The following is a 25214-nucleotide window of genomic DNA, read 5'->3' as shown; positions in this document are numbered from 1 at the left end:
TCATCACGAACGATTCGATGCCCCGCGCATCTTCCGGTGCAAGAATGGCCCGGCCGCAGCGCCCGCTGCGCCCATTCACCTTGAGGAGGAGCACTACACCATGAAGATCGAAACCCTGGCCGTCCACGCAGGCTACAGCCCCGACCCCACCACCAAGGCCGTGGCCGTGCCCATCTACCAGACGGTGGCCTACGCTTTCGACAGCGCCCAGCACGGCGCGGACCTGTTTGACCTGAAGGTGCCGGGCAACATCTACACCCGCATCATGAACCCCACGACCGACGTGCTCGAAAAGCGCGTCGCGGCGCTCGAAGGCGGCATTGCCGCGCTGGCCGTGGCCTCGGGCATGGCGGCCATCACCTACGCCATCCAGACCATCGCAGAAGCGGGCGACAACATCGTCTCGGCCAGCACGCTCTATGGCGGCACCTACAACCTGTTTGCCCACACGCTGCCGCAGCAGGGCATCACCACCCGTTTTGCCGACCCGCGCGACCCGGCCAGCTTTGCGCAGCACATCGACGCGCGCACCAAGGCCATCTTCATCGAGTCCATCGGCAACCCGCTGGGCAACGTGACCGACATCCGCGCGCTGGCCGATGTGGCCCATGCGCACGGCATTCCGCTGATCGTGGACAACACCGTGCCCAGCCCCTACCTGCTGCGCCCCATCGAGCATGGCGCCGACATCGTGGTGCATTCGCTCACCAAGTACCTGGGCGGCCATGGCAACAGCGTGGGCGGCGCCATCGTGGACAGCGGCAAGTTCCCGTGGGCCGAGCACAAGGCGCGCTTCCCCCGCCTGAACGAGCCCGACGTGAGCTACCACGGCGTGGTCTACACCGAGGCCCTGGGCCCGGCCGCCTTCATCGGCCGTGCGCGCGTGGTGCCGCTGCGCAACACGGGCGCGGCCCTGTCGCCGCAAAGCGCGTTTTTGATCCTGCAGGGCATCGAGACCCTGGCCCTGCGCATGGACCGCATCTGCGACAACACATTGGCCATCGCTCAGTACCTGCAAAACCACCCCAAGGTGGAATGGGTGCGCTACGCCGGTTTGCCCGACCACCCCGACCACGCGCTGGTGCAGCGCCAGTCGGGCGGCAAGGCGTCGGGCATCCTGAGCTTTGGCGTGAGGAACAGCGATGCCGACCCACGCGCCGCCGGAGCACGCTTCCTCGACGCACTGCAGCTCTTCACGCGCCTCGTCAACATCGGCGATGCCAAGTCGCTGGCCACGCACCCGGCATCGACCACCCACCGCCAGCTCAACCCCGACGAGCTGGCCAAGGCGGGCGTGAGCGAGGGCATGGTGCGCCTGTCGGTGGGCATCGAACACATCGACGACCTGCAGGCCGACCTGGCGCAGGCACTCGAAAAGGTATGAACCCGCCGACCCCAACCGATCGCAGTCGATCGCGGTCGATACCGGCCGAGAGCGGGTTTCAATGGAAAAATGGCTGCAGCGCTTGATGGTCAAGCGCAAGCAGCTCCTTAATCCATAGCAATCACAGATCCCGCGCGAGCCGCACGCCCGTGAACTGCCAGCGTGCCGTGGCTGGGAAGAAGTTGCGGTACGTGGCCCGGGCATGCCCGGGCGGCGTGGCACACGAGCTGCCGCGCAGCACGTACTGGTTGACCATGAACTTGCCGTTGTATTCGCCCACGGCCCCCTCGGCCACCCGAAAGCCGGGGTAGGCCGCGTAGCCCGACTGGGTCCACTGCCAGGCGGTGCCGAACAACTGTTCCAGCCCTGCTCCGCCACCGCCGTCCGCCCCGGGGGCCGCTGCGCGGTGTGCCGCGTGCTCCCATTCGGCCTCGGTGGGCAGGCGCGCCCCCGCCCAGCGCGCATAGGCATCGGCCTCGTAGTACGACAGATGCAGCACCGGCTGGCCGGCCTGCAAGGGCTGCAGTCCGGCCAGGGAAAAGCGATGCCAGCCCCCCTCCCGGTGCTGCCAGTACAAGGGGTGGTCCAGGTTCTGGGCCCCGCGCCAATCCCAGCCCTCGGCGAGCCAGTGCACGGGATCCTGGTAGCCGCCCCCCTCCACAAAAGCCACCCATTCGGCATTCGTCACCAGCCGGGACGCCAGCGCAAAGGGCGCGAGGTAGGTGCGGTGGCGCGGGCTTTCGTTGTCAAACGCAAATCCTCCACCGGCGTGGCCGATCTCCACCAAGCCTCCGTCCAGAGGCAGCCAGCCCAGAGGCGCCGTGGCGGGTGCAATGGCAAGGCCCCCCTCCACTGTGGCGGCATCGCCATAGGCAGGGTACAGCGGGTTGCACGACAACAGGTGCTTGATGTCCGTGAGCAGCAGCTCCTGGTGCTGCTGCTCATGCTGCAGGCCCAGCTCGATCAGCGCGCACAGCGCCTGGTCTTGCAGCACGGCGGGCAGCAGGCGCGCCATGCGGGCGTCCACATCGGCCCGGTAGGCCAGCACCTCCTGCAGCGACGGGCGCGTGAGCAGCCCCCGCTGCGGCCGCGGGTGCTTGGCGCCCACGCCGTTGTAGTAGGAGTTGAACAGCACCCTGAACGCGGGGTTGAACGGCGCAAAACCCGGCTCGTGGGCCTCCAGCACAAAGGTCTCGAAGAACCAGGTGGTGTGCGCAAGGTGCCACTTGGCCGGGCTGGCGTCGGGCATGGACTGCGCGCCGCAGTCCTCGGCCGACAGGGGTGCCACCAGCGCCACGCTGTGGTCGCGGATGGCGGCGTAGCGCAAGGCCAGGTCAGCGGTTGTCATGGGGTCCATACGCCATCACGGCCTCGCATGCACCACCGCGAACCAGCCCCGCTCGTCGGTCCATGCCTGGGCCTGCGCAAAACCAGCTCGCGCCAGCATGGCGGTGAACACGGACAGCGGGTATTTGTAGCTGTTTTCGGTATGGATGCGTTCGCCTTGCTCAAAGCGGCGCCCGCCCCCCGGCCAGCGTACGTGGGAGTCGGCCACCGCCTCCAGGTGCATTTCGATGCGCGACTCCTGGTGGTTGAAAAACGCCCGGTGCTGCCACTGGTCCACATCAAAATCACTGCCGATCAGGCGATTCACATGTGTGAGCACATTGCGGTTGAAGGCGGCCGTCACACCCGCTGCGTCATCGTAGGCGGCCTCCAGCACCGCCACGTCCTTGGGCAGGTCGATCCCGATGAGCAACCCCCCATCGTCATCGATCAGCTCGCGCATGTGGGCCAGCAGGCCCAGCGCATGGGGCGGGTCGAAGTTGCCAATGGACGAGCCCGGGTAGAACACCAGGCGCCCGGTGCGGGGGATGTCCTCGGGCAACGCCACGCCCAGCGTCATGTCGCCCGCCAGCGCACGCGCGTCCAGCGCCGGGAACTCGTCGCGCAGCCCCTGCACGGCCTGCTCCAGGAAGTCGGCCGAAATGTCCACCCCCACAAAACAGGCGGGCTGCACCAGGCGGCAGAGGGTGCGGGCCTTCTGGCAATTGCCCGCCCCCAGTTCGATCAGCGTGCGCCCCGGGCCCACCACCCCGGCAATGCTGTGGGCGTGCGCCTGCATGAGGGCGGTTTCGGTGCGCGTGGGGTAGTACTCCGGCAGGCGGGTGATGGCCTCGAACAGCTGCGAGCCCTGCTGGTCATAAAAGTACTTGGGAGAGATGCGTGCCGGCCGCTGGGTCAGCCCGTGCGTGATGTCGGTGTGGCGAGGCATGAGCATGGGTGATGAAGCGTCTGGTGCGGCTGCGCCGCCGGGTCCAACAACATGGGGCACCGGAGGCACGCGCGCGGTGCGCCTGCCCGTATCCGTTCGGCCCCCATTGTGCGACGCCTCACCGAGCCTGTGTAGACCCCCTCTGCGGCCCCCTGCCCATAAAAAAAAAGGGCTGGCGCAAGCGCCAGCCCTTTTCCCCCTTGGAAACCGCTCGCTCAGAAGCGCCAGCCCAGACCCACGCCCACCAGAACGGGATCAACCTTGAACGTGCCCAGCTTGGCACCACCCGCGCTCACATCGGTCTTGATGAAGACCTTCTTCACGTCGAAGTTGAGGTACAGGTTCTTGGCCAGCGGGATGTCCACGCCCACTTGCAGTGCGGGGCCGAAGCTGTTGCGGTCAATGTCCACACCGGCAGGCAGGTTCACGCTGGAGAAGCGCGTGTAGTTCAGGCCTGCGCCCACATAGGGCTTGAAGCCGGCCGTGTCGAAGTGGTACTGCACCAGCAGCGTAGGCGGCAGGTGCTTGAGCGTGCCGATGGGCGCACCACCGGCGCGCAGCGTGTGCTTTTGCGGCACGGTGAGGACCAGCTCGGCCGCGATGTTCTTGTTGAAGAAATACGTGACATCCACCTCGGGGATGGTCTTGTCGTTGACCGACAGGCCCAGGGGGGTGCTGTCCTTGTTGGCGCTGTCCAGGTGCACCGCACGTGCACGGACCATCCAGGGGCCCTCAGCCTGTTGCGCCAATGCAGCGCCAGAAGACAGGGCACACAGAACGGCGACAGCCAGCAGGTTTTTTTTCATGGTATTTCGCATCGGTTGGACGGGGACGACCCCCGTGCATGCATTGAACCGCTGCGGCCCCCACCCGGCCTTGCCTTAGCTCAAGGGCTCCGTATTAACCCTTAGACCTACATCAAGACATACCCACTCTCACGCCATGGACTTGCCACCGCGCAGCCGCTGCACCAGCGTCACCCCCGCCAGCACCAATCCGCCAGCCACGATGCCCACCAGCGCGTTGAGCAGGTTGGGCAACAACACGGCCCACAGCCCCCCCACGGGCCACTGCGCGGCCGCCGTGCCCACCCCTTCGACCCCGTGGTGCAACACCGGCACCCCATGCACCAAAATGCCGCCCCCCACCAGGAACATGGCTGCCGTGCCCGCAATGGACAACCCCTTCATGAGCCAGGGTGCGGCGCGCAGAATGCCCGCCCCCACCGCGCGGGCCGCGCTGCTGGCCTTGCCACTGAGCCACAGGCCCAGGTCGTCGAGCTTGACGATGCCCGCCACCAGCCCGTAAACGCCAATGGTCATGATGACCGCAATGCCCGACAGCACGGCCACCTGCTGCGCAAAGGGCGCCGTGGCCACGGTGCCCAGCGTGATGGCGATGATTTCGGCCGACAGGATGAAGTCGGTGCGCACGGCGCCCTTGATCTTGTCCTTTTCAAAGGCCACCAGGTCCACCGCCGGGTTGGCATTGGCCTTGGCGTGGCTTTCGTGTTCGGCGTCATCCTCGTGCTGCGCATGCAGCAACTTGTGCGCGACCTTTTCAAAGCCCTCAAAGCACAGGAAAGCGCCCCCCACCATCAGCAGCGGCGTCACGGCCCAGGGCGCAAACGCGCTGATGAGCAGCGCGGCAGGCACCAGGATGACCTTGTTGACGAACGAGCCCTTGGCCACCGCCCAGACCACCGGGATCTCGCGCTCGGCGCGCACCCCCGTGACCTGCTGGGCGTTGAGCGCCAGATCGTCGCCCAGCACCCCCGCCGTTTTCTGCGCCGCCACCTTGGTCATGACCGACACATCGTCGGCCATGGCCACGCTCTTCTTGGCAGCCACCTTGGTCATCAGGGCCACATCGTCGAGGATGGTGGCGATGTCGTCGAGCAGGGCAAGCAGGCTGCCAGAGGCCATGGGAGGTCCTTGGAATGGTGAAAAGCGCCGACTATAGCAACGCGCCAAGACGATCCCGCACGCCCCGCAAGGCCCCATAAAAAACGGGGCCGCAGCCCCGTTTCTCAGTCATGCCTGCTGCCCAGATGGCAGGCAGTGGCAGGCAGGGTCAGCCGACCCACTTGCGCGCATTGCGCCAGATGCGCATCCAGCCGCTGTACTGGGCCAGGTCTTCGCTGGTCCAGCTCATCTGCACGTTGCGGAACACACGCTCGGGGTGCGGCATCATGGCCGTGAAGCGGCCGTCGGCCGTGGTCACGGCCGTGAGGCCGCCCGCGCTGCCGTTGGGGTTGAAGGGGTACTGCTCGGTGGCGCGGCCATGGTTGTCCACGTAGCGCATGGCGGCAATGGCCTTGTCGGCGTTGCCCCGGTACTTGAAGTTGGCATAGCCCTCGCCGTGCGCCACGGCAATCGGCAGGCGGCTGCCGGCCATGCCCTGCAGGAACAGGCTGGGCGATTCGAGCACTTCCACCAGCGACAGGCGGGCCTCGAAGCGCTCGCTCTGGTTGGTGGTGAAGCGCGGCCAGTCCTGCGCGCCGGGGATGATGTCGGCCAGCTCGGCAAACATCTGGCAGCCATTGCACACGCCCAGGCCAAACGTGTCCGTGCGGCCAAAGAAGCCCTGGAACTGCGCCGCCAGCACCGGGTTGAAGGTGATGGAGCGTGCCCAGCCAATGCCCGCGCCCAGCGTGTCGCCGTAGCTGAAGCCGCCGCAAGCGACCACGCCCTTGAAGTCTTCGAGCTTGACGCGGCCGGTTTGCAGGTCGGTCATGTGCACGTCATACGCCTCGAAGCCCGCCTCGGTGAATGCGTAGGCCATTTCGATGTGCGAGTTCACGCCCTGCTCGCGCAGGATGGCGACCTTGGGTTTTGCGAGGTTGAGGAACGGCGCGGCCACGTTGTCGGTGGCATCGAACGTGAGGTGCACCTGCATGCCCGGGTCGGTGGGCTCGCCTGCCGCCGCGTGTTCGGCATCGGCATTGGCGGGGTTGTCGCGCTGCTGGCAAATCTTCCAGCTCACCGCATCCCACACCTGGTGCAGGTCGGCCAGCGGGGCGCTGAACACGGCCTTGGCATCGCGCCAGACCTGCAGCTCGCCCTTGCCCGCGTCGATCTCGGAGGATGTGGGGCGCGTCTTGCCGACGAAGTGGCTGAAGGCCGACAGGCCATGTGCGCGCAGGGTCTGCATCACGTCGTTGCGCTCGGCGGTGCGCACCTGCAGCACCACACCCAGCTCTTCGTTGAACAGGGCTTTGAGCGTCAGCTCATCGCGGCGCGCGCCCACCTGGGTGGCCCAGTTCTTGGCGTCACCGGTTTCCATGCGGCTGTCGCTGATGCCGTCGCCTTCGGTGACCAGCATGTCCACGTTGAGCGCCACGCCCACGTGGCCCGCAAAGGCCATTTCGGCCGCTGCGGCCAGCAGGCCGCCGTCGCTGCGGTCGTGGTAGGCCAGGATCTGGCCCTTGGCGCGCAGTGCGTTCACGGCGTTGACGAGGTTGACCAGGTCTTTGGGGTCGTCCACATCGGGCACCACGTTGCCGCTTTGCTCTAGCGTCTGGCCCAGGATGCTGCCGCCCATGCGGTTCTGGCCCTTGCCCAGGTCGATCAGCACCAGGGTGGTGTCGGCCTCGGTGGCGTTGAGCTGGGGGGTGAGCGTACCGCGCACATCGGAGAGCGACGCGAAGGCGCTCACGATCAGGCTGACGGGGGACGTGACCTTCTTCTTGTCGGAGCCGTCAGACCATTGCGTGCGCATGGACAGCGAATCCTTGCCCACGGGGATGGACACGCCCAATGCTGGGCACAGCTCCATGCCCACGGCCTTCACGGTTTCGTACAGCGCGGCGTCTTCACCGGGCTCGCCGCAGGCGGCCATCCAGTTGGCCGACAGCTTCACACGCGGCAGCTCGATGGGCGCAGCCAGCAGGTTGGTGATGGCCTCGGCCACGGCCATGCGGCCCGAGGCGGGCGCGTTGATGGCGGCCAGCGGCGTGCGCTCGCCCATGCTCATGGCCTCGCCCGCAAAGCCCTTGTAATCGGCCAGGGTCACGGCGCAATCGGCCACAGGCACCTGCCAGGGGCCGACCATCTGGTCACGGTGGCTCAGGCCACCCACGGTGCGGTCGCCGATGGTGATGAGAAAGCGCTTGGACGCCACCGTGGGGTGGGCCAGCACGTCGATCACGGCCTTTTGCAGCGGCACGCCCGTCAAATCCATGGGCTTGAACTCGCGCGCCACGGTGGTCACGTCGCGGTGCATCTTGGGCGGCTTGCCCAGCAGCACGTTCATGGGCATGTCCACGGGCAGCTTCTGGTCTTCGGCCGTGGCAGCGGGGTCGTGCAGCACCAGTTGGCGCTCTTCGGTGGCCGTGCCGATCACGGCAAACGGGCAGCGCTCGCGCTCGCAGAAAGCCTGGAACTGTTCCAACGATTCGGGCGCAATCGCCAGCACGTAGCGCTCTTGCGACTCGTTGCTCCAGATTTCCTTGGGCGCCATGCCGGACTCTTCGAGCTGCACGGCGCGCAAGTCAAAGCGTGCGCCCCGGCCTGCATCGTTGGTCAGCTCCGGGAAGGCGTTGGACAGGCCGCCCGCGCCCACGTCGTGGATGGCGAGGATGGGGTTGGCCGTGCCCTGCGCCCAGCAGTGGTTGATGACCTCTTGCGCCCGGCGTTCGATCTCGGGGTTGCCGCGCTGCACCGAGTCAAAGTCCAGCTCGGCGGCGTTGGTGCCCGTGGCCATGGAGCTGGCCGCACTGCCGCCCATGCCGATGCGCATGCCGGGGCCGCCCAGCTGGATGAGCAGCGAGCCGGCAGGGAACTCGATCTTCTTGGTCAGCTCGGCGTCGATCACGCCCACACCGCCCGCGATCATGATGGGCTTGTGGTAGCCGCGCTGCACGCCGCCGACTTCCTGCTCGTATTCGCGGAAGTAGCCGTTCAGGTTGGGGCGACCGAATTCGTTGTTGAACGCCGCGCCGCCCAGGGGGCCTTCGACCATGATCTGCAGCGGGCTGGCGATGTGCTCGGGCTTGCCCACCGTGCTGCCCCAGAGCTTGGAGACGGTGAAGCCGGTCAGGCCGGCCTTGGGCTTGGAACCCCGGCCGGTGGCGCCTTCGTCGCGGATCTCGCCACCCGCGCCAGTGGATGCGCCGGGGAACGGCGAGATGGCCGTGGGGTGGTTGTGGGTTTCCACCTTCATCAGCACATGCTGGGTAGCGCTACTTTTTTGATAGCTGTTGGCGATTGATGCACCTGCGCTAGCGGCCATTTTCGCGACAAACCGCTCCACCGAATGGCCTTCCATGACCGAGGCGTTGTCCGAATACGCGATCACCGTGTGCTGGGGCGCCAGCTGGTGCGTGTTGCGGATCATGCCGAACAGGCTCTTGTCCTGCGCCACGCCGTCGATGGTGAACTCGGCGTTGAAGATCTTGTGGCGGCAGTGCTCGCTGTTGGCCTGCGCAAACATCATCAGCTCCACATCGGTGGGGTTGCGCGCGAGGCCCGTGAAGGCGGTCACGAGGTAGTCGATCTCGTCGTCGGCCAGCGCCAGGCCAAAGCGGGTGTTGGCGGCCTCCAGCGCAGCGCGGCCACCGGCCAGCACGTCCACATGCTCCATGGGCGCGGGCTGCAGTTCGGTGAACAGGGCGGCAGCGGCGCTGCGGTCGGCCACCACCGATTCGGTCATGCGGTCGTGCAGCAGGGCCGCGACCTGGGCCAGCTGCTCGGCCGTCAGCTCGGGCGTCTTGCCCAGCAGGCCCGATTTGAGGCTGATGCGGTATTCGGTGGTGCGCTCCACCCGGCGGATGGCAATGCCACAGTTGCGGGCAATGTCGGTGGCCTTGGAGGCCCAGGGCGACAGCGTGCCCAGGCGGGGCGTGACGATCAGCACGGCACCATCTTCGGGGCCTGCATACGGGTCGCCATAGGTCAGCAGCGCGGCCAGACGTTCTTGTTCCGTGGCTGTGGGGGCCGCATCGGTGGCAACCAGGTGCACGAAGCGCGCTGCAATGCCACTGATCTTGGGGTGGATGGCCTCCAGGGCGGGTTGAAGTTGCTGAGCGCGGAAGGAGCTGAGGGCGTTGCCGCCCGCCAGCGTGGTCATGTGCAAGGTCACGGTAGCGGCCTGTTGGGGGGTGTCAGGGGTAGAGGGTGGCTCCGGGCGCCAGCGTGCAACCAGCACCGGAGCCCGCCATTTTACCGGGCACGGCCGTGCCGCCTGCACAGTGCGGGGGCCAATGGGATAATCCAGGCATGAGCATCACCATCAAAAGCGCAGAGGACATCGAGGGCATGCGTCTGGCCTGCCGCCTGGCCTCCGAAGTGCTGGACTACATCGCGCCCCACATCAAGCCCGGCATCACCACCAAAGAGATCGACCGCCTGGGCGCCGAATGCATGGCCCAGCAAGGCACCATCTCGGCCACCGTGGGCTACCAGCCGCCCGGCTACCCGCCCTACCCGGCCTCGCTGTGCACCTCGGTCAACCATGTGGTGTGCCACGGCATCCCCAACGACAAGCCGCTCAAGAAGGGCGACATCGTCAACGTGGACGTGACCGTGATCACCAAGGACGGCTGGTACGGCGACAACAGCCGCATGTACCTGATCGGAGAGTGCTCGATCGCTGCCAAGCGCCTGTCGGCCCTCACCTTCGACGCCATGTGGCATGGCATCGTGCAGGTCAAGCCGGGCGCCCACCTGGGCGACATCGGCCATGCGATCCAGAAGTTCGCAGAAAGCCAGGGGTTCTCCATCGTGCGCGAATTCTGCGGCCACGGCATTGGCCAGAAGTTCCACGAAGAGCCCCAGGTGCTGCACTACGGCCGCCCCGGCACGCTCGAAAAGCTCCAGCCTGGCATGGTGTTCACCATCGAGCCCATGATCAATGCGGGCCGCCGCGAGGTGAAGGAACACGGCAACGACGGCTGGACCATCGTGACCAAGGACCACAGCCTGTCGGCCCAGTGGGAGCACACGGTGCTGGTCACCGAGACCGGCTACGAAGTGATGACCCTGTCGGCCGGCTCGCCCCCGCTGCCCGCCTTCGTCACCGCGACCAAGACCTGACCCTGACCGCCTGACCGGCGGGCGGGGCCGCCCGCAGACCCTTGCATGGCTTTTGCATGGCCCTTCTTCATTGCGATCCCCAACGACCATGACCGAAATCCATGCCCTGCGCGACGCCTACCGCCGCGACAAAGCCGCCCTGCTGGCGGCCATGCAAGCCACGGGCGCATCGACACGCGGCATCCGCGTGTTGCTGCGCAAACTGTCTTCGTTGGCCGGCAACCTGCTGCACACGCTGTGGCAGCGCGCCCAGTTGCCCGGCGACATGGCCCTGGTGGCGGTGGGCGGCTTCGGGCGCGACCAGCTGTTCCCTTACTCCGATGTCGATGTCCTGTTGCTGTTGCCCAATGGCGCTGCGCCCGAGGCCGGCAGCACGCTGCGGGCGCAGCTGGAAGGCTTCATCGGCAGCTGCTGGGACACGGGGCTGGAGATCGGATCGAGCGTGCGCACCGTGGCCGAATGCCTGGCCGAGAGCGCGGGCGATGTCACCGTGCAGACCTCGCTGCTCGAGTCCCGCTTGGTGTGCGGCAACGCCGCGCTGTTTGCCGAGTTCCAGCGCCAGTACCGCGCGCAGATGAACCCCGAGGCCTTCCTCGTGGCCAAGACGCTGGAGATGCGCCAGCGCCACACCAAGTACGAGAACACGCCCTACTCGCTCGAACCCAACTGCAAGGAGTCGCCCGGCGGGCTGCGCGACCTGCAGATGATCCTGTGGGTGGCGCAGGCCGCAGGCCTGGGCAGCAACTGGAAAGAGCTGGCCGCCAGCGGCATGGCCACGGCCTTCGAGGTGCGCCAGATCGAGCGCAACGAGGCCCTGCTGTGCCTCATCCGCGCGCGCCTGCACGCGGCCGCAGGGCGGCACGAAGACCGGCTGGTGTTCGACCTGCAGACGGCCGTGGCCGAATCGTTTGGCTACCGCTCGCAGGCGCCCGACGGCTCACGCCTGCCCATGCGCGCCAGCGAGAGCCTGATGCGCCGCTACTACTGGGCGGCCAAGGCGGTGTCGCAGCTCAGCCAGATCCTGCTGCTCAATATTGAAGAGCGCCTGAGCCCCTCGACGCACGAGCCGCGCCCCATCAACGAACGCTTTTTCGAGAAGGCCGGCCTCATCGAAGTGGCCAGCGACGACCTCTACACCCGCGACCCGCACGCGATCCTGGAGACCTTCCTGCTCTACCAGACCACCGTGGGGCTCAAGGACCTGTCGGCGCGCACGCTGCGCGCGCTGTACAACGCGCGCGGTGTGATGGACAGCGCCTTCCGGCGCGACCCGGCCAACCGCGATGCCTTCATGCGCATCCTGCAGCAGCCCTCGGGCATCACCCATGCCATGCGGCTGATGAACCAGACCTCGGTGCTGGGGCGCTACCTGTGGCCGTTTCGCCGCATCGTGGGGCAGATGCAGCATGACCTGTTCCACGTCTACACGGTGGACCAGCACATCCTGATGGTGTTGCGCAACGTGCGCCGCTTCTTCATGGCAGAGCATGCGCACGAGTACCCGTTTTGCTCGCAGCTGGCTGCGGGGTGGGACAAGCCCTGGATTCTGTATGTGGCCGCGCTGTTCCATGACATTGGCAAGGGGCGCGGGGGCGACCACTCGCAGATTGGCGCCGAAGAAGTGCGGCGCTTTTGCCGCCAGCACGGCGTGGACCGCGACGACGCCAAACTCATCGAATTTCTGGTGCGCGAACACCTGACCATGAGCACCGTGGCGCAAAAGCAGGACCTGAGCGACCCCGACGTGATCGGTGCCTTCGCCCGCCGCGTGGGCAACGAGCGCAACCTCACGGCCATGTACCTGCTCACCGTGGCAGACATCCGCGGCACCAGCCCCAAGGTCTGGAACGCCTGGAAAGGCAAGTTGCTGGAAGACCTGTACCGCGCCACGCTGCGCACCCTGGGCGGCCGCGCGCCCGATGCCGCCGCCGAAATCGAGGCCCGCAAGCGCGAGGCGCTGGTGCTGCTGGCGCTCAACGCCCTGCCGTTTGAGGCCCACAAGGCGCTGTGGGCCACGCTCGACGTGAGCTATTTCATGCGCCACGACGCCGCCGACATTGCCTGGCACACGCGCCACCTGTCGCGCCACGTGGGCGCAGCCAAGCCCGTGGTGCGCGCACGCCAGTCGCTGGCGGGCGATGGCTTGCAGGTGATGGTCTATGCCGCCGACCAAGCCGATCTGTTTGCGCGCATCTGCGGCTACTTCGACCGCGCGGGCTTCAGCATCCTCGATGCGCGCGTGCACACTGCCAACAACGGCTATGCACTCGACACCTTCCAGGTCGTGGCCTCTTTGGCATCCGAACAGCCCGGGCACTACCGCGAGCTGACCCACATGGTCGAAAGCGACCTGATGCGCGTGATCGAGGAAGGCGGCCCGCTGCCAGAGCCCGCGCGCAAGCGGGTCTCGCGCCGGGTCAAGAGCTTTCCGGTCGCGCCCCGCGTCACCCTGCGGCCCGACGAGAAAGCACAGCGCTGGCTGCTCGCCATCTCGGCCAGCGACCGTGCGGGCCTGCTCTACCTGGTGGCGCGCATCCTGGCGCAGCACCACCTGAGCGTGCAACTGGCCAAGGTCAGCACCCTGGGCGAGCGGGTGGAGGACACCTTCCTCATCCAGGGCCCCGAGCTGCAGAACAACGCGCGCCAGATCCAGATCGAGACCGAGCTGCTGCGCGAGCTGTCGTCATGACAGCAGCCCGGCACGGCACCATCCGCTGACAGGCTGCGCCCCCCCCCCCGGCCGCGTCAGTCGTCTTCTGCGGCACCGATGTCGGGAAACAGTACATCGGTGAACCCGAACTGCGTGAAATCCCGCACCCGCATCGGATAGAGCTTGCCGATGAGGTGGTCGCACTCATGCTGCACCACGCGGGCATGGAAGCCCTCCACCGTGCGGTCGATGGGATCGCCATACGGGTCAAAGCCCGTGTAGCGGATGCGCGACCAGCGCGGTACCTTGGCGCGCAGACCGGGCACGGAAAGGCAGCCCTCCCAGTCATCCTCCTCGTCGTCGCCCAGGGGGGTGATGACGGGGTTCAGCAACACGGTCGGGGGCACCAGGGGCCGGTCCGGGTAGCGCGGATTGCGGTCGTTGGAGCCAAAGATCACCAGCTGCAGATCCACCCCGATCTGGGGTGCCGCCAGGCCCGCGCCATTGACGGATCGCATGGTGTCGAACAGATCCAGCACGAGAAGGTGCAGGGCGTCCGTGTCGAACTCGGCCACGGGCTGGGCCACGCGCAGCAGGCGCGGGTCGCCCATTTTCAGGATGGTGTGGATGGTCATTGAATGAAAAGGAATCTCTGCAAAAGCCCACGCGGAGGTGCGCGCGGGCATACGGGGCGCATGCAGCATAGCGCGGGCAGCCATTGCGCAGCACAGCGCCCTCCAAGCCCATTCACAATACCCCCATGGCCACGATGCCCCCTGAAGACCCCATGACTGTGCCTCCAGAGCCCTCGCCCCGGCCCCTGCCCTGGCCTGTTCGCTGGCTGCTGCAGGCCTTTGCCGTGCTGTGCCTGGTGATGGGCGCCATCGGTGTGGTCGTTCCCGGCCTGCCCACCACCGTGTTCATCCTGATGGCGGCCTGGGCGGCCGCACGCAGCTCGCCACGGCTGTACCGCTGGCTCTGGAACCAACGGCTGTTTGGCCCCCTGCTGCGCAACTGGGCACAGGGCGGCAAGGTCAGCCGCCGTGCCAAGTGGAGCGCCGCCCTCATGATGTCATTGAGTGCCGTGGTGCTGCTGCTGACGGTGTCACGCCCATGGATCGTGGCGGTGGCGATTGGGAGCATGGCCTGCGTGCTGGCCTGGCTGTGGCGCCGGCCCGAGCCATCGTGAAAGCACGGAGCCAGCCCCCGCAGGTGCACCAGGAAAATCAGCCTGATTGCACAAACCCATTGCAAATGCTTTTTTGGCTATTTTTTGTGTATATAATCTAAGTCTTGTTCCTCGATAGCTCAGTCGGTAGAGCGCCGGACTGTTAATCCGTAGGTCCCTGGTTCGAGCCCAGGTCGAGGAGCCAAGATTTTGCAGGCCCTGCATGAGTGAAGCGGGGCCTTTTACATAGATAGATACCGATTATTCCTCGATAGCTCAGTCGGTAGAGCGCCGGACTGTTAATCCGTAGGTCCCTGGTTCGAGCCCAGGTCGAGGAGCCACTCCAATAGCCCTGCATCGTTATTCGATGTGGGGCTATTTTTTTGCCCGCAGCAGCATCCGCCGGCACCCCTGGCCACATGCCAGACAATGGTGTCTTTGCGCATAGCCACCATGCCCCCGCAACTGCCCTGGCTGGAAACCGAAGACCCCTTCCCCACTCCAACCTCAGCCTGGGGGCCCGACGACCCCGCCCCCGGCCTGCTGGCCGCCGGAGGCGCCCTGGACGTACAGCACCTGTGCGCCGCCTACGGGCAAGGCACCTTCCCCTGGTATGGCCCGGGGCAACCCATCCTGTGGTGGGCACCAGACCCGCGCATGGTGCTGCCAGTCGCCGAGTTCCGCCTGCGCCGCTCCCTGCGCAAGACGCTGCAGGCCTTCCGCACCCAGGCACACTGCGAAATCCGCGTGGACCACGCCTTCGAGCAGGTCATCACCGCATGTGCCACCAAGGAGCGCGAGGGCCAGGCGGGCACCTGGATCGTGCCGGAGATGGTGGAGGCTTACACCCGGCTGCATGCAGCAGGCCATGCCCACAGCGTCGAGACCTGGGTGCACGGCGAACTGGTCGGCGGCCTCTATTGCGTGGCGCTCGGCCAGGCTGTGTTTGGCGAATCCATGTTTGCCCATGCCACCGATGCGTCCAAGATCGCCCTCTCGGCCCTGGTGGCGCTGTGCCGCCGCCACGGCATCGGCCTGATCGATTGCCAGCAGAACACCGGGCACCTGGCCTTTCTCGGCGGGCGCGAAATCCCCCGCGCCGATTTCCTCCTGCAGGTCGAGAAGGCCCGCAGCCAGCCCGCCATCGCCTGGACGTTCGACCCCGTATACTGGGATGCGCTGCTGCCCACTGCGGCCCCCAAGGCATGACGCAACTCAACGACCTCCCCCTGCAGACCCTGCAGTTCTACGCGACAGCCCCCTACCCCTGCAGCTACCTGCCGGACCGGCAGGCGCGATCGCAGGTCGCCACGCCCAGCCACCTGATCCAGAGCGACCTGTATTCCGACCTGGTCGCCAAGGGGTTTCGGCGCAGCGGCATGTTCACCTACCGGCCGTATTGCGATGGCTGCCAGGCGTGCACGCCCCTGCGGGTGCTGGCGCACGAGTTCACACCGGATCGCAGCCAAAGGCGCGCTGCGGCCCGCCACGCAGGGCTGCAGGCGCGGGTGCTGCGCCTGTGTTTTGTGCCAGAGCATTACCAGCTCTACCTGCGCTACCAGAACGGGCGCCACGCAGGTGGGGGCATGGACCAAGACAGCATCGACCAGTACACCCAGTTCCTGCTGCAAAGCCGCGTCAACTCGCGGCTGGTGGAGTTTCGGGAGACCGATGCATCGGGAGAACCCGGCGCCCTGAAGATGGTCTCCATCCTGGATGTGCTCGATGACGGCCTGTCAGCGGTCTACACCTTTTATGAGCCCGACCCCCACTGCAGCTACGGCACCTACAACGTTCTCTGGCAGATCGAACAAGCGCGCTCGCTGGACCTGCCCCATGTGTACCTGGGCTACTGGATCGAAGCCAGCCCCAAAATGAACTACAAGGCCCGCTTCCATCCCCACGAGATCCGCACGGAAGGCCAGTGGCATCGCATGCATGCAGGCCCGCCCCACGGCGCGTGAACACCTGGCAACATTTCACAAGGTAAGATGCAGCGGCTTTTGCTTCACTGCCGCCCATGAAAAAAATCGATCCCAGCATTCCCGTCAAACCCAGCGTCCAGGTGCTGGAACGCATGTTTACGCTGATCGATGTGCTGGCCTCCCGTGAAGATGCGATCTCCCTGAAAGAAATCAGCGAAAAGACGGGGCTGCACCCGTCCACCACCCACCGCATCCTGAACGACCTGACCATTGGCCGCTTTGTGGACCGCCCGGAATCCGGCAGCTACCGGCTGGGCATGCGGCTGCTGGAGCTGGGCAACCTCGTCAAGGCCCGCCTGAGTGTGCGCGACGCGGCCCTGACCCCCATGCGCAACCTGCACAAACTGATCCAGCAGCCAGTCAACCTGAGCATGCGGCAGGGGGACGAGATTGTGTATGTGGAGCGCGCCTACAGCGAACGCTCGGGCATGCAGGTGGTACGCGCCATCGGTGGCCGAGCCCCCTTGCATCTCACGTCCACCGGCAAGCTGTTTCTGGCCCTGGACGACCCCCAGCGCGTGCGTGCCTATGCCACGCGCACCGGCCTGGCGGGCCATACGCGCAACAGCATCACCCAGCTGCCGGTGCTGGAACGCGAACTGGCCAAAGCCCGCCAATATGGCATTGCCCGCGACAACGAAGAGCTGGAGCTGGGCGTGCGCTGCATGGCAGCGGGGGTTTATGACGACCAGGGCAAGCTCGTGGCCGGTCTGTCGATTTCCGCCCCCGCCGACCGGCTGGATGAAGGCTGGCTGCCCAAGCTCCAAGCCACCGCCAACGAAATTTCCCTGGCCCTGGGCCATGCGCCTAGCGCGGATGCAGGCCATGAGATGGCGGCAACCGGCAGCCGCCACGACTTGCGCTGAGCGCGCGCGGCACGCTCCTTCAACGCCGACGCCTTCGACGCATCGCCCCCATTCTCATTCCCGCAGCACGGCGGGCGAGCGGTCCAGGCGGCACCAACTCCAGGCAAAAAAATACCCGGCAGGCCGCCAAAGCCCGTCGGGTGTTTTTTATCGGAACGGCTGCCGCTCGCTAGATGCGCGCCAGATCCTTCAACCGTTGCTGCTCCGGGCAGAGGCCACCGGCGCGGCCAATGCCGGCGTGGATTCCACCCAGCGGCGCACCCGCTCGGCATCACCCAGCCGACTGAACTTGCCCGCCGAGTCCAGGAACACCATGATCAGCTTGCGCCCGGCCACATGGGCCTGCATCACCAGGCAACGCCCTGCCTCCGAGATATAGCCGGTCTTTTGCAAACCGATGTCCCAGGTCGGGTTCTTCACAAGGCCATTGGTGTTGTTGTATTGCAGGGTTTTGCGCCCCACAGCCACCTCATAGCCCGGCGATGTCGAGAGCTCACGCAACAACGGATCGCCGTGCGCCACATTCACCAGCGTCGCCAGGTCGCGGGCACTGGACTGGTTGCGGCTGGACAGTCCGGTGGGCTCCACATAGCGCGTATCGGTCATCCCCAGCAAGCGGGCCTTGGCATTCATCTGCGCAACAAACACATCAAGGCCACCGGGATAGGTGCGACCCAAGGCATGCGCAGCGCGGTTCTCGCTGGACATGAGCGCCAAATGCAGCATTTCGCCGCGTGTGAGCGTGGTCCCGACCGTCAGGCGCGAGCGGCTGCCTTTTTCGGTATCCACGTCGTCCTGGGTGATCGTCACAGGCTCATCCATGGGCAACTTGGCCTGGGAGATGAGCATGCCCGTCATGAGCTTGGTCAGGGAGGCAATGGGCAGCACGGCATGGTCGTTCTTGCTGAGCAGAACCTCGTGCGTATCCTGGTCCACCACCAGCGCTACGCTGGACTTGAGGTCCAGCGGGTCGTTGACCTCATGCAGGCCCGCAATTTGGCCAAACGACTGCTTGGCCGGGACAAAAGCCACCCGGGTCGGGGCCTTGGCCGTTTTGGCGGTGGCCCGCACGGTTTTCGTGTTGGCGGCGGCCACCTTGCGCGCGGGAGCAACCCGCTTGGCGTTCGCCGCACTCGCCTGCTGCTTTTTGGCAGCGGCATTTTTTTGTTCGCCCGCATGTGCGAGGGGCCCGGCCAGGGCAGCACTCACGACAGCAAGACCCAGAAACTGGAAAAGACGATTCACTGCAGCGCGGTGGCGATGGTGCATCAAAGTGCTCCAAACGGTAATAAGTGTTGAGCAGTGTACAGAATCAAAAAAAGTCACGCAAGATCAATACCTTGCGCGACTTTCCAAGAAAGTGAGTGAAATTATAAATTGATCGTTCAGCCCTGCGCGGCAACCCGATCGGCTTTACTTTGTAATTTGTTCAACGCACTGAGGTAGGCTTTGGCTGACGCAACCACGATGTCAGGGTCTGCGCCCACGCCATTGACCACCCGGCCACTGTTCTGCAGGCGCACCGTCACCTCCCCCTGGCTCTCCGTCGAACCGCTGATCGCGTTCACCGAATACAGCACCATTTCGGCACCGCTCTTGACGTGCGACTCAATGGCCTTGAGCGAAGCATCCACCGGGCCGTTGCCACCCGACTCACTGCGCACCTCGTGCCCATCCACGGTGAAGACGATGCGCGCACGAGGCTGTTCGCCGGTTTCGCTCTGCTGAAACAACGAGACAAAACCGTACTGCTCCTTCTCGGCCGTCACGCTCTCGTCGCTGACCAGCGCCAGGATGTCTTCGTCAAAAATCTCGCTCTTGCGGTCCGCCAGCTCCTTGAACTTGGCGAAGGCGACGTTGATCTCGCTTTCGCTGTCGAGCTGCACGCCCAGCTCCTGCAAGCGTTGCTTGAAGGCGTTGCGGCCACTGAGCTTGCCCAGCACGATCTTGTTGGCCGACCAGCCCACGTCCTCGGCGCGCATGATCTCGTAGGTGTCACGCGCCTTGAGCACGCCGTCCTGGTGGATGCCGGACGCATGGGCAAAGGCATTCGCCCCTACCACGGCCTTGTTGGGCTGCACCACAAAACCGGTGGTCTGGCTCACCATGCGGCTGGCGGCGACGATGTGCTGGGCGTCGATGTTGAGGTCCAGGTTGAAGTAGTCGCGGCGCGTCTTGATGGCCATGACCACCTCTTCAAGCGAGCAGTTGCCGGCGCGCTCACCCAGGCCATTGATCGTGCACTCGATCTGGCGCGCGCCACCGATCTTCACACCGGCCAGCGAGTTGGCCACGGCCATGCCCAGGTCGTTGTGGCAGTGCACGGACCAGATGGCCTTGTCGCTGTTGGGGATGCGTTCGCGCAGCGTCTTGATGAAGTTGCCGTACAGCTCGGGGATGGCATAACCCACGGTGTCGGGCACGTTGATGGTGGTAGCGCCTTCGGCGATCACGGCTTCGAGCACGCGGCAGAGGAAATCCGGGTCGCTGCGGTAGCCGTCCTCGGGGCTGAACTCGATGTCGGCCACGAGGTTGCGCGCAAAGCGCACGGATTGCTTGGCCTGCTCCAGCACCTGCTCGGGCGTCATGCGCAGCTTCTTTTCCATGTGCAGCGCGCTGGTGGCGATGAAGGTGTGGATGCGCGCACTGTTGGCCCCCTGCAGGGCCTCGGCCGCCCGCGAGATGTCACGGTCGTTGGCACGCGAGAGCGAGCAAATGGTCGAATCCTTGATGGCGTTGGCGATGGCCTGCACCGCTTCGAAGTCGCCGTTGGAGCTGGCCGCAAAACCAGCCTCGATCACATCCACCTTCAGGCGCTCCAGCTGGCGCGCGATGCGCAGCTTTTCGTCCTTGGTCATCGAAGCGCCGGGGGACTGCTCTCCATCGCGCAAGGTGGTGTCGAAAATGATCAGTTTGTCAGCCATGTTGTTCTCCTGGTATCGGTGGGTGTGGGTCCCGCAACGTCAAAAATCTGGCGCCCAAAGCAAAAGGCCCGTTGCGGGTGCATACGGGCCTTTGTGGAAAAAGTGTGCGCGTGCGCCTACTGTCTCCGCCCGTGGGGAGGTAGCAGTAGAGCCAGAGCAAACATGTTCATACAGCGCAATGTAGCACAACTGCGCCGCCGCAGCGGTTGTCACTTGTGCAGCCCGCGCTCGTCCGGTTCATCCGTGGAGGTGCTGATCACACTGCTGTGCTGCCCCTTGGCCTTGCGCCAGGCATACACCGCGTAGCCGGAGAGGCCATAAAAAACGAACACACCGAACAGCACGATGGGCGGATGGATGTTGATGACGGCAATGCCCAGCGCAATCAGCACGATGGCGGCAAAAGGCACGCTCTTTTTCATCTGCACGTCCTTGAAGCTGTAGAACGGCACATTGGTCACCATGGTCAGCCCCGAGTACAGCGTGAAAGCGAACATCACCCAGGTAATCTGCGACCAGGTGAGCCACGCATCCTCGCCTGGCCGCACGCCCAACTCCGTCATCAACCAGATGAAGCCCGCAACCAGCGCGGCTGCTGCCGGCGACGGCAGGCCCTGGAAGTAGCGCTTGTCCACCACCCCCGTATTCACGTTGAAGCGCGCCAGCCGCAGGGCCGCACAGGCGCAGTACACAAAGGCGGCAATCCAGCCCCAGCGCCCCAGGCCTTGCAGCGACCACTCGTAGGCGATCAACGCAGGCGCGGCACCAAAGGACACCATGTCGGAGAGCGAGTCCATCTGCTCGCCAAAGGCACTCTGCGTATTGGTCATGCGAGCCACGCGCCCGTCCAGGCTGTCGAGCACCATGGCGCAGAACACCCCCACCGCCGCCTGGTCGAAATGGCCATTCATGGCCATCACGATGGAATAGAACCCACCGAACAAGGCCGCCAGCGTGAACAGGTTGGGCAGGATGTAGATGCCCTTGCGCCGTTTGCGCACCATCACACCGGGGTTGTCGGTGGACTCATTGCCGTCATGCATTAAAAAGACCTCCAGCGCCCGCCCATCAAACGCAAGCCGCTATTCAATTTATAGTATTTCACGCCGACCTGCAGCGCGCAAAGGCCGCTGCACGCGCAAAAGGCGAACTTCGCAGTGTAGCGCCTGCACACCGGCGCGCCGGGCAATAAAAAAGGCCACCGAAGTGGCCTTGGGATGCTTCACTCGGAAGTATCAGTTGCGGGTCTGGTCGACCAGCTTGTTCTTGGCGATCCAGGGCATCATGGCGCGCAGCTGGGCACCCACCTTTTCGATGCTGTGGTCGGCCGTGTTGCGGCGGCGGGCCGTCATCGATGGGTAGTTCAGGCGGCCTTCCTGGATGAACATCTTGGCGTAGTCACCGTTCTGGATGCGCTTCAAGGCATTGCGCATGGCGGCGCGCGACTGCTCGTTGATCACTTCGGGGCCGGTCACGTACTCGCCGAATTCAGCGTTGTTCGAGATCGAGTAGTTCATGTTGGCAATGCCGCCTTCGTAGATCAGGTCCACGATGAGCTTGAGCTCGTGCAGGCACTCGAAGTAGGCCATTTCAGGGGCGTAGCCGGCTTCGACCAGGGTTTCGTAACCCATCTTGATCAGCTCGACAGCACCGCCACACAGCACGGCCTGTTCGCCGAACAGATCGGTCTCGGTTTCTTCCTTGAAATTGGTTTCGATGATGCCGGCCTTGCCGCCGCCGTTGGCTGCAGCGTAGCTCAGGGCCAGATCACGGGCCTTGCCAGACTTGTCCTGGTGCACGGCCACCAGGTGGGGCACGCCGCCGCCCTGGGTGTAGGTGTTGCGCACCGTGTGGCCAGGGGCCTTGGGGGCGACCATCCACACGTCCAGGTCAGCGCGGGGCACGACCTGGTTGTAGTGCACGTTGAAACCGTGGGCGAAGGCCAGCGAAGCGCCTTGCTTGATGTTGGGCTCGACGTTGTTCTTGTACACGGCTGCGATGTCTTCATCGGGCAGCAGGATCATGACCACGTCGGCGGCCTTCACGGCGTCGTTGACTTCCAGCACATTCAGGCCAGCCTTGCCGACCTTGTCCCACGAAGCACCGCCCTTGCGCAGGCCAACCACCACCTTCACGCCGCTGTCGTTCAGATTTTGCGCGTGGGCGTGGCCTTGGCTACCGTAACCGATGATGGCCACGGTCTTGCCCTTGATCAGGCTCAGGTCGGTGTCTTTGTCGTAGAAAACTTTCATGGGTCGCTCCGGTTGAAATGCGTTGTTGGGGGTTGAAATGGAAAAAACGGGATGAATTGTCTTACACGCGCAAAATGCGCTCGCCCCGGCCAATGCCGCTGGCGCCCGTGCGCACGGTTTCCAGGATGGCCGTGCGGTCGATGGCTTGCAGGAACGCGTCGTTCTTGGACTGGTCGCCGGTGAGCTCAATGGTGTAGCTCTTCTCGGTCACGTCGATGATGCGGCCACGGAAGATGTCGGCCATGCGCTTCATCTCCTCGCGCTCCTTGCCCACGGCGCGTACCTTCACCATCATGAGTTCGCGCTCGGTGTAAGCGCCTTCGGTCAGGTCCACCACCTTGACCACCTCGATGAGGCGGTTCAGGTGCTTGGTGATCTGCTCGATCACGTCGTCGGAGCCCGTGGTCTGGATGGTCATGCGCGAGAGCGATGCATCCTCGGTGGGCGCCACGGTGAGCGATTCGATGTTGTAGCCACGGGCCGAGAACAGGCCCACGACGCGGGAAAGAGCACCAGGCTCGTTTTCCAGCAAGACAGCAATGATGTGTTTCATAAGACCAGATTCCTCTTCTCGCTGCCCTCCCCTGCGCACGGTAATGCGCAGGCTCGGCAGGCAATAGATTCGTCAAAAAGTGATCGCTACCAATTTGATAGCTGTTAGCGCTTGATAGACAAACGCTGGAGGCCGATTTTGCTTAGAGGTCCTCCGACCCCAGCAGCATCTCGGTAATGCCCTTGCCGGCCTGCACCATCGGGAACACGTTCTCGGTGGGATCGGTGCGGAAGTCCAGAAACACCGTGCGGTCCTTGAGCTTGCGCGCTTCGCGCAGCGCGGGCTCGACGTCCTTGGGGTGCTCGATCAACAGGCCCACATGGCCATAGGCCTCGGCCAGTTTCACGAAATTGGGCAGCGCGTCCATGTAGCTGTGGCTGTAGCGGCCGGAGTATTCGATCTCCTGCCACTGGCGCACCATGCCCAGGTAGCGGTTGTTCAGCGAGCAGATCTTGATCGGCGTGTTGTACTGCAGGCAGGTGGACAGTTCCTGGATGTTCATCTGCACCGAGCCTTCGCCGGTGATGCAGAACACCTCGGCCTGGGGCTTGGCCAGCTTGATGCCCATGGCGTAGGGGATGCCCACGCCCATGGTGCCCAGGCCGCCGGAGTTGATCCAGCGGCGTGGTTCGTCAAAGCGGTAGTACTGCGCGGCCCACATCTGGTGCTGGCCCACGTCGGACGTGATGTAGGTGTCCGCGTCCTTGGTCATGTTCCACAGCGTTTCCACCACGTACTGGGGCTTGATCACGTCGGGGCTGCCCATGCTGTACTTCAGGCAGTCGCGCTTGCGCCAGCCTTCGATGGTGTCCCACCAGGCAGCCAGGGCACCGGCATCGGGGCGGGTGCTGCTCTCGCGAATCATGGAGATCAGCTCGGTGAGCACGTCCTTCACGTCGCCGACGATCGGGATATCGACCTTCACGCGCTTGGAGATGCTCGACGGGTCGATGTCCACGTGGATGATCTTGCGGTCGTTCTGCGCGAAGTGCTTGGGGTTGCCGATCACGCGATCGTCGAAGCGCGCGCCCACGGCCAGCAGCACGTCGCAGTTCTGCATCGCGTTGTTGGCTTCGATGGTGCCGTGCATGCCCAGCATGCCCAGGAACTTGCGGTCAGACGCCGGGTAGGCCCCCAGGCCCATCAGCGTGTTGGTGACCGGGTAGCCCAGCATGTCCACCAGCGTGCGCAGCTCGTTGGTGGCATTGCCCAGCAGCACGCCGCCGCCGGTGTAGATGTAGGGGCGCTTGGCCGCCAGCAGCAGCTGCAGCGCCTTGCGGATCTGCCCGCCGTGGCCCTTGCGCACCGGGTTGTACGAGCGCATCTCCACCGATTGCGGATATCCGCTGTAGGGCACCTTCTTGAAGGAAACGTCTTTGGGCACATCCACCACCACGGGGCCGGGACGGCCGGTGCGGGCGATGTGGAAGGCCTTCTTCATCGTCGCGGCCAGGTCGCGCGGGTCCTTGACGAGGAAATTGTGCTTGACGATGGGGCGGGTGATGCCGACGGTGTCGCATTCCTGGAAGGCATCCAGCCCGATCGCGGGCGTGGGCACCTGGCCGGAGATGATCACCATGGGGATCGAGTCCATGTACGCCGTGGCGATGCCGGTGACCGCATTGGTCAGGCCCGGGCCCGAGGTCACCAGCGCCACGCCCACTTCGCCTGTCGCGCGGGCATAGCCGTCGGCTGCGTGCACAGCGGCCTGTTCATGGCGCACCAGCACGTGCTGAATGGTGTCTTGCTTGTAGAGTGCGTCGTAGATGTAGAGAACCGCGCCACCGGGGTAGCCCCAGATGTACTGGACGTTCTCGGCCTGAAGCGACTTGATGAGGATCTCAGAACCCATGAGGTCCTGGGTCGCCTGCGAGGAGGATGCGGGCGATGCGGCGCCTTGCGAGGCAGTGGCCGCCGAAGTGAGTTCAGCCTTGGAGATTTCCATGATCGATCAACCTTTGTGAATTTCTCTGACGAAAAACCTTGGGTGCTCCTTGCGCGCGCTCTTGTGAAGCCAGCTTGGAACTTGAGGCCAAGGACATGGGCGGGATGATTGCCGCGCCGGACCGTGACCCGTTTGCCTTTTGAATTGCAACGTGAATTATCGCATTGCAACACACTCA

At 65.0% G+C, this 25214-nt stretch carries 19 protein-coding genes and 2 tRNA genes; 9 read left to right on the top strand and 12 right to left on the bottom strand.

What is annotated here, in order from left to right; genetic code table 11:
- Positions 1-100: 100 nt before the first annotated feature.
- Complete coding sequence (locus DBV10_RS17215) at positions 101-1384, top strand: O-acetylhomoserine aminocarboxypropyltransferase/cysteine synthase family protein (protein WP_124514820.1); 1284 nt, start codon at positions 101-103, stop codon at positions 1382-1384.
- A 121-nt stretch (positions 1385-1505) separates the two neighbouring features.
- Here the strand turns inward: DBV10_RS17215 and egtB are convergent, their stop codons facing one another.
- The 5 genes from egtB to purL form a co-directional block, all read right to left on the bottom strand.
- Positions 1506-2732 (bottom strand): ergothioneine biosynthesis protein EgtB, encoded by a 1227-nt coding sequence (egtB, locus tag DBV10_RS17210; RefSeq protein WP_124514819.1) that lies wholly within the window; start codon positions 2730-2732, stop codon positions 1506-1508.
- Between the two features lie 15 nt (positions 2733-2747).
- Positions 2748-3665, bottom strand: coding sequence for an L-histidine N(alpha)-methyltransferase (egtD, locus tag DBV10_RS17205; RefSeq protein WP_124514818.1), 918 nt, complete (start codon positions 3663-3665; stop codon positions 2748-2750).
- 209 nt (positions 3666-3874) lie between these two features.
- Positions 3875-4465, bottom strand: a complete 591-nt coding sequence (locus DBV10_RS17200; protein WP_124514817.1) for an OmpW family protein — start codon at positions 4463-4465, stop codon at positions 3875-3877.
- 129 nt (positions 4466-4594) lie between these two features.
- Positions 4595-5584, bottom strand: coding sequence for a DUF808 domain-containing protein (locus tag DBV10_RS17195; protein ID WP_124514816.1), 990 nt, complete (start codon positions 5582-5584; stop codon positions 4595-4597).
- Between the two features lie 148 nt (positions 5585-5732).
- Positions 5733-9740: a phosphoribosylformylglycinamidine synthase gene (gene purL / locus DBV10_RS17190; RefSeq protein ID WP_124514815.1), complete on the bottom strand. Its 4008-nt coding sequence runs from the start codon at positions 9738-9740 to the stop codon at positions 5733-5735.
- A 137-nt stretch (positions 9741-9877) separates the two neighbouring features.
- Here purL and map point away from each other — a divergent pair, with 137 nt between their 5' ends.
- Both map and DBV10_RS17180 read left to right on the top strand, forming a co-directional pair.
- Entirely contained in the window at positions 9878-10693 is an 816-nt protein-coding gene (map, locus tag DBV10_RS17185) for a type I methionyl aminopeptidase (RefSeq protein WP_124514814.1), read from the top strand.
- Positions 10694-10781: 88 nt separating this feature from the next.
- Complete coding sequence (locus DBV10_RS17180; protein ID WP_124514813.1) at positions 10782-13382, top strand: [protein-PII] uridylyltransferase; 2601 nt, start codon at positions 10782-10784, stop codon at positions 13380-13382.
- A 56-nt stretch (positions 13383-13438) separates the two neighbouring features.
- Here DBV10_RS17180 and def read toward each other — a convergent pair whose 3' ends face one another.
- Complete coding sequence (gene def, locus DBV10_RS17175) at positions 13439-13978, bottom strand: peptide deformylase (protein ID WP_124514812.1); 540 nt, start codon at positions 13976-13978, stop codon at positions 13439-13441.
- 125 nt (positions 13979-14103) lie between these two features.
- On the opposite strand from def, the gene DBV10_RS17170 reads away from it, so the two are divergent.
- The 6 genes from DBV10_RS17170 (at position 14104) to DBV10_RS17145 (ending at position 17362) form a co-directional block, all read left to right on the top strand.
- Complete coding sequence (locus DBV10_RS17170; RefSeq protein ID WP_199740155.1) at positions 14104-14532, top strand: YbaN family protein; 429 nt, start codon at positions 14104-14106, stop codon at positions 14530-14532.
- Positions 14533-14640: 108 nt separating this feature from the next.
- A tRNA-Asn gene (locus tag DBV10_RS17165) sits at positions 14641-14716 on the top strand.
- A 60-nt stretch (positions 14717-14776) separates the two neighbouring features.
- Positions 14777-14852 (top strand) — tRNA-Asn (locus DBV10_RS17160).
- 112 nt (positions 14853-14964) lie between these two features.
- A complete protein-coding gene (aat, locus tag DBV10_RS17155) occupies positions 14965-15720 on the top strand; it encodes a leucyl/phenylalanyl-tRNA--protein transferase (RefSeq protein WP_124514811.1) in 756 nt (251 codons plus the stop codon).
- Complete coding sequence (locus DBV10_RS17150) at positions 15717-16475, top strand: arginyltransferase (protein ID WP_124514810.1); 759 nt, start codon at positions 15717-15719, stop codon at positions 16473-16475. The genes aat and DBV10_RS17150 overlap by 4 nt, the downstream gene beginning before the upstream one ends.
- A 56-nt stretch (positions 16476-16531) precedes the next feature.
- The gene (locus DBV10_RS17145; protein ID WP_124514809.1) at positions 16532-17362 is read left to right on the top strand and encodes an IclR family transcriptional regulator; all 831 of its coding nucleotides are present in this window, start codon (positions 16532-16534) and stop codon (positions 17360-17362) included.
- 189 nt (positions 17363-17551) lie between these two features.
- On the opposite strand, the gene pbpG is transcribed toward DBV10_RS17145, so the two are convergent.
- The 6 genes from pbpG to DBV10_RS17115 form a co-directional block, all read right to left on the bottom strand.
- On the bottom strand, positions 17552-18631 hold the full coding sequence (pbpG, locus tag DBV10_RS17140; RefSeq protein ID WP_124514808.1) for a D-alanyl-D-alanine endopeptidase: 1080 nt from the start codon (positions 18629-18631) through the stop codon (positions 17552-17554).
- A 116-nt stretch (positions 18632-18747) separates the two neighbouring features.
- A complete protein-coding gene (locus DBV10_RS17135) occupies positions 18748-20286 on the bottom strand; it encodes a 2-isopropylmalate synthase (protein ID WP_124514807.1) in 1539 nt (512 codons plus the stop codon).
- Positions 20287-20495: 209 nt separating this feature from the next.
- Positions 20496-21329: a CDP-diacylglycerol--serine O-phosphatidyltransferase gene (gene pssA, locus DBV10_RS17130; protein ID WP_124514806.1), complete on the bottom strand. Its 834-nt coding sequence runs from the start codon at positions 21327-21329 to the stop codon at positions 20496-20498.
- A 192-nt stretch (positions 21330-21521) separates the two neighbouring features.
- On the bottom strand, positions 21522-22538 hold the full coding sequence (gene ilvC, locus DBV10_RS17125; protein WP_124514805.1) for a ketol-acid reductoisomerase: 1017 nt from the start codon (positions 22536-22538) through the stop codon (positions 21522-21524).
- Positions 22539-22599: 61 nt separating this feature from the next.
- Positions 22600-23091: an acetolactate synthase small subunit gene (gene ilvN, locus DBV10_RS17120; protein WP_015013659.1), complete on the bottom strand. Its 492-nt coding sequence runs from the start codon at positions 23089-23091 to the stop codon at positions 22600-22602.
- Positions 23092-23233: 142 nt separating this feature from the next.
- On the bottom strand, positions 23234-25036 hold the full coding sequence (locus tag DBV10_RS17115; protein WP_124514804.1) for an acetolactate synthase 3 catalytic subunit: 1803 nt from the start codon (positions 25034-25036) through the stop codon (positions 23234-23236).
- Positions 25037-25214: the final 178 nt, after the last annotated feature.

The organism is Acidovorax sp. FJL06, from assembly GCF_003852545.1.
Classification (GTDB): Bacteria; Pseudomonadota; Gammaproteobacteria; order Burkholderiales; family Burkholderiaceae_C; genus Acidovorax.
This window is presented reverse-complemented; position numbering and strand designations above follow the sequence as displayed.

Coding starts and splice junctions, on each gene's coding strand:
- DBV10_RS17215 (WP_124514820.1), top strand. CDS start 101: ATGAAGATCGAAACCCTGGCCGTCCACGCAGGCTACAGCCCCGACCCC.
- egtB (WP_124514819.1), bottom strand. CDS start 2,732: ATGACAACCGCTGACCTGGCCTTGCGCTACGCCGCCATCCGCGACCAC.
- egtD (WP_124514818.1), bottom strand. CDS start 3,665: ATGCTCATGCCTCGCCACACCGACATCACGCACGGGCTGACCCAGCGG.
- DBV10_RS17200 (WP_124514817.1), bottom strand. CDS start 4,465: ATGAAAAAAAACCTGCTGGCTGTCGCCGTTCTGTGTGCCCTGTCTTCT.
- DBV10_RS17195 (WP_124514816.1), bottom strand. CDS start 5,584: ATGGCCTCTGGCAGCCTGCTTGCCCTGCTCGACGACATCGCCACCATC.
- map (WP_124514814.1), top strand. CDS start 9,878: ATGAGCATCACCATCAAAAGCGCAGAGGACATCGAGGGCATGCGTCTG.
- DBV10_RS17180 (WP_124514813.1), top strand. CDS start 10,782: ATGACCGAAATCCATGCCCTGCGCGACGCCTACCGCCGCGACAAAGCC.
- def (WP_124514812.1), bottom strand. CDS start 13,978: ATGACCATCCACACCATCCTGAAAATGGGCGACCCGCGCCTGCTGCGC.
- DBV10_RS17170 (WP_199740155.1), top strand. CDS start 14,104: ATGGCCACGATGCCCCCTGAAGACCCCATGACTGTGCCTCCAGAGCCC.
- aat (WP_124514811.1), top strand. CDS start 14,965: ATGCCCCCGCAACTGCCCTGGCTGGAAACCGAAGACCCCTTCCCCACT.
- DBV10_RS17150 (WP_124514810.1), top strand. CDS start 15,717: ATGACGCAACTCAACGACCTCCCCCTGCAGACCCTGCAGTTCTACGCG.
- DBV10_RS17145 (WP_124514809.1), top strand. CDS start 16,532: ATGAAAAAAATCGATCCCAGCATTCCCGTCAAACCCAGCGTCCAGGTG.
- pbpG (WP_124514808.1), bottom strand. CDS start 18,631: ATGCACCATCGCCACCGCGCTGCAGTGAATCGTCTTTTCCAGTTTCTG.
- DBV10_RS17135 (WP_124514807.1), bottom strand. CDS start 20,286: ATGGCTGACAAACTGATCATTTTCGACACCACCTTGCGCGATGGAGAG.
- pssA (WP_124514806.1), bottom strand. CDS start 21,329: ATGCATGACGGCAATGAGTCCACCGACAACCCCGGTGTGATGGTGCGC.
- ilvC (WP_124514805.1), bottom strand. CDS start 22,538: ATGAAAGTTTTCTACGACAAAGACACCGACCTGAGCCTGATCAAGGGC.
- ilvN (WP_015013659.1), bottom strand. CDS start 23,091: ATGAAACACATCATTGCTGTCTTGCTGGAAAACGAGCCTGGTGCTCTT.
- DBV10_RS17115 (WP_124514804.1), bottom strand. CDS start 25,036: ATGGAAATCTCCAAGGCTGAACTCACTTCGGCGGCCACTGCCTCGCAA.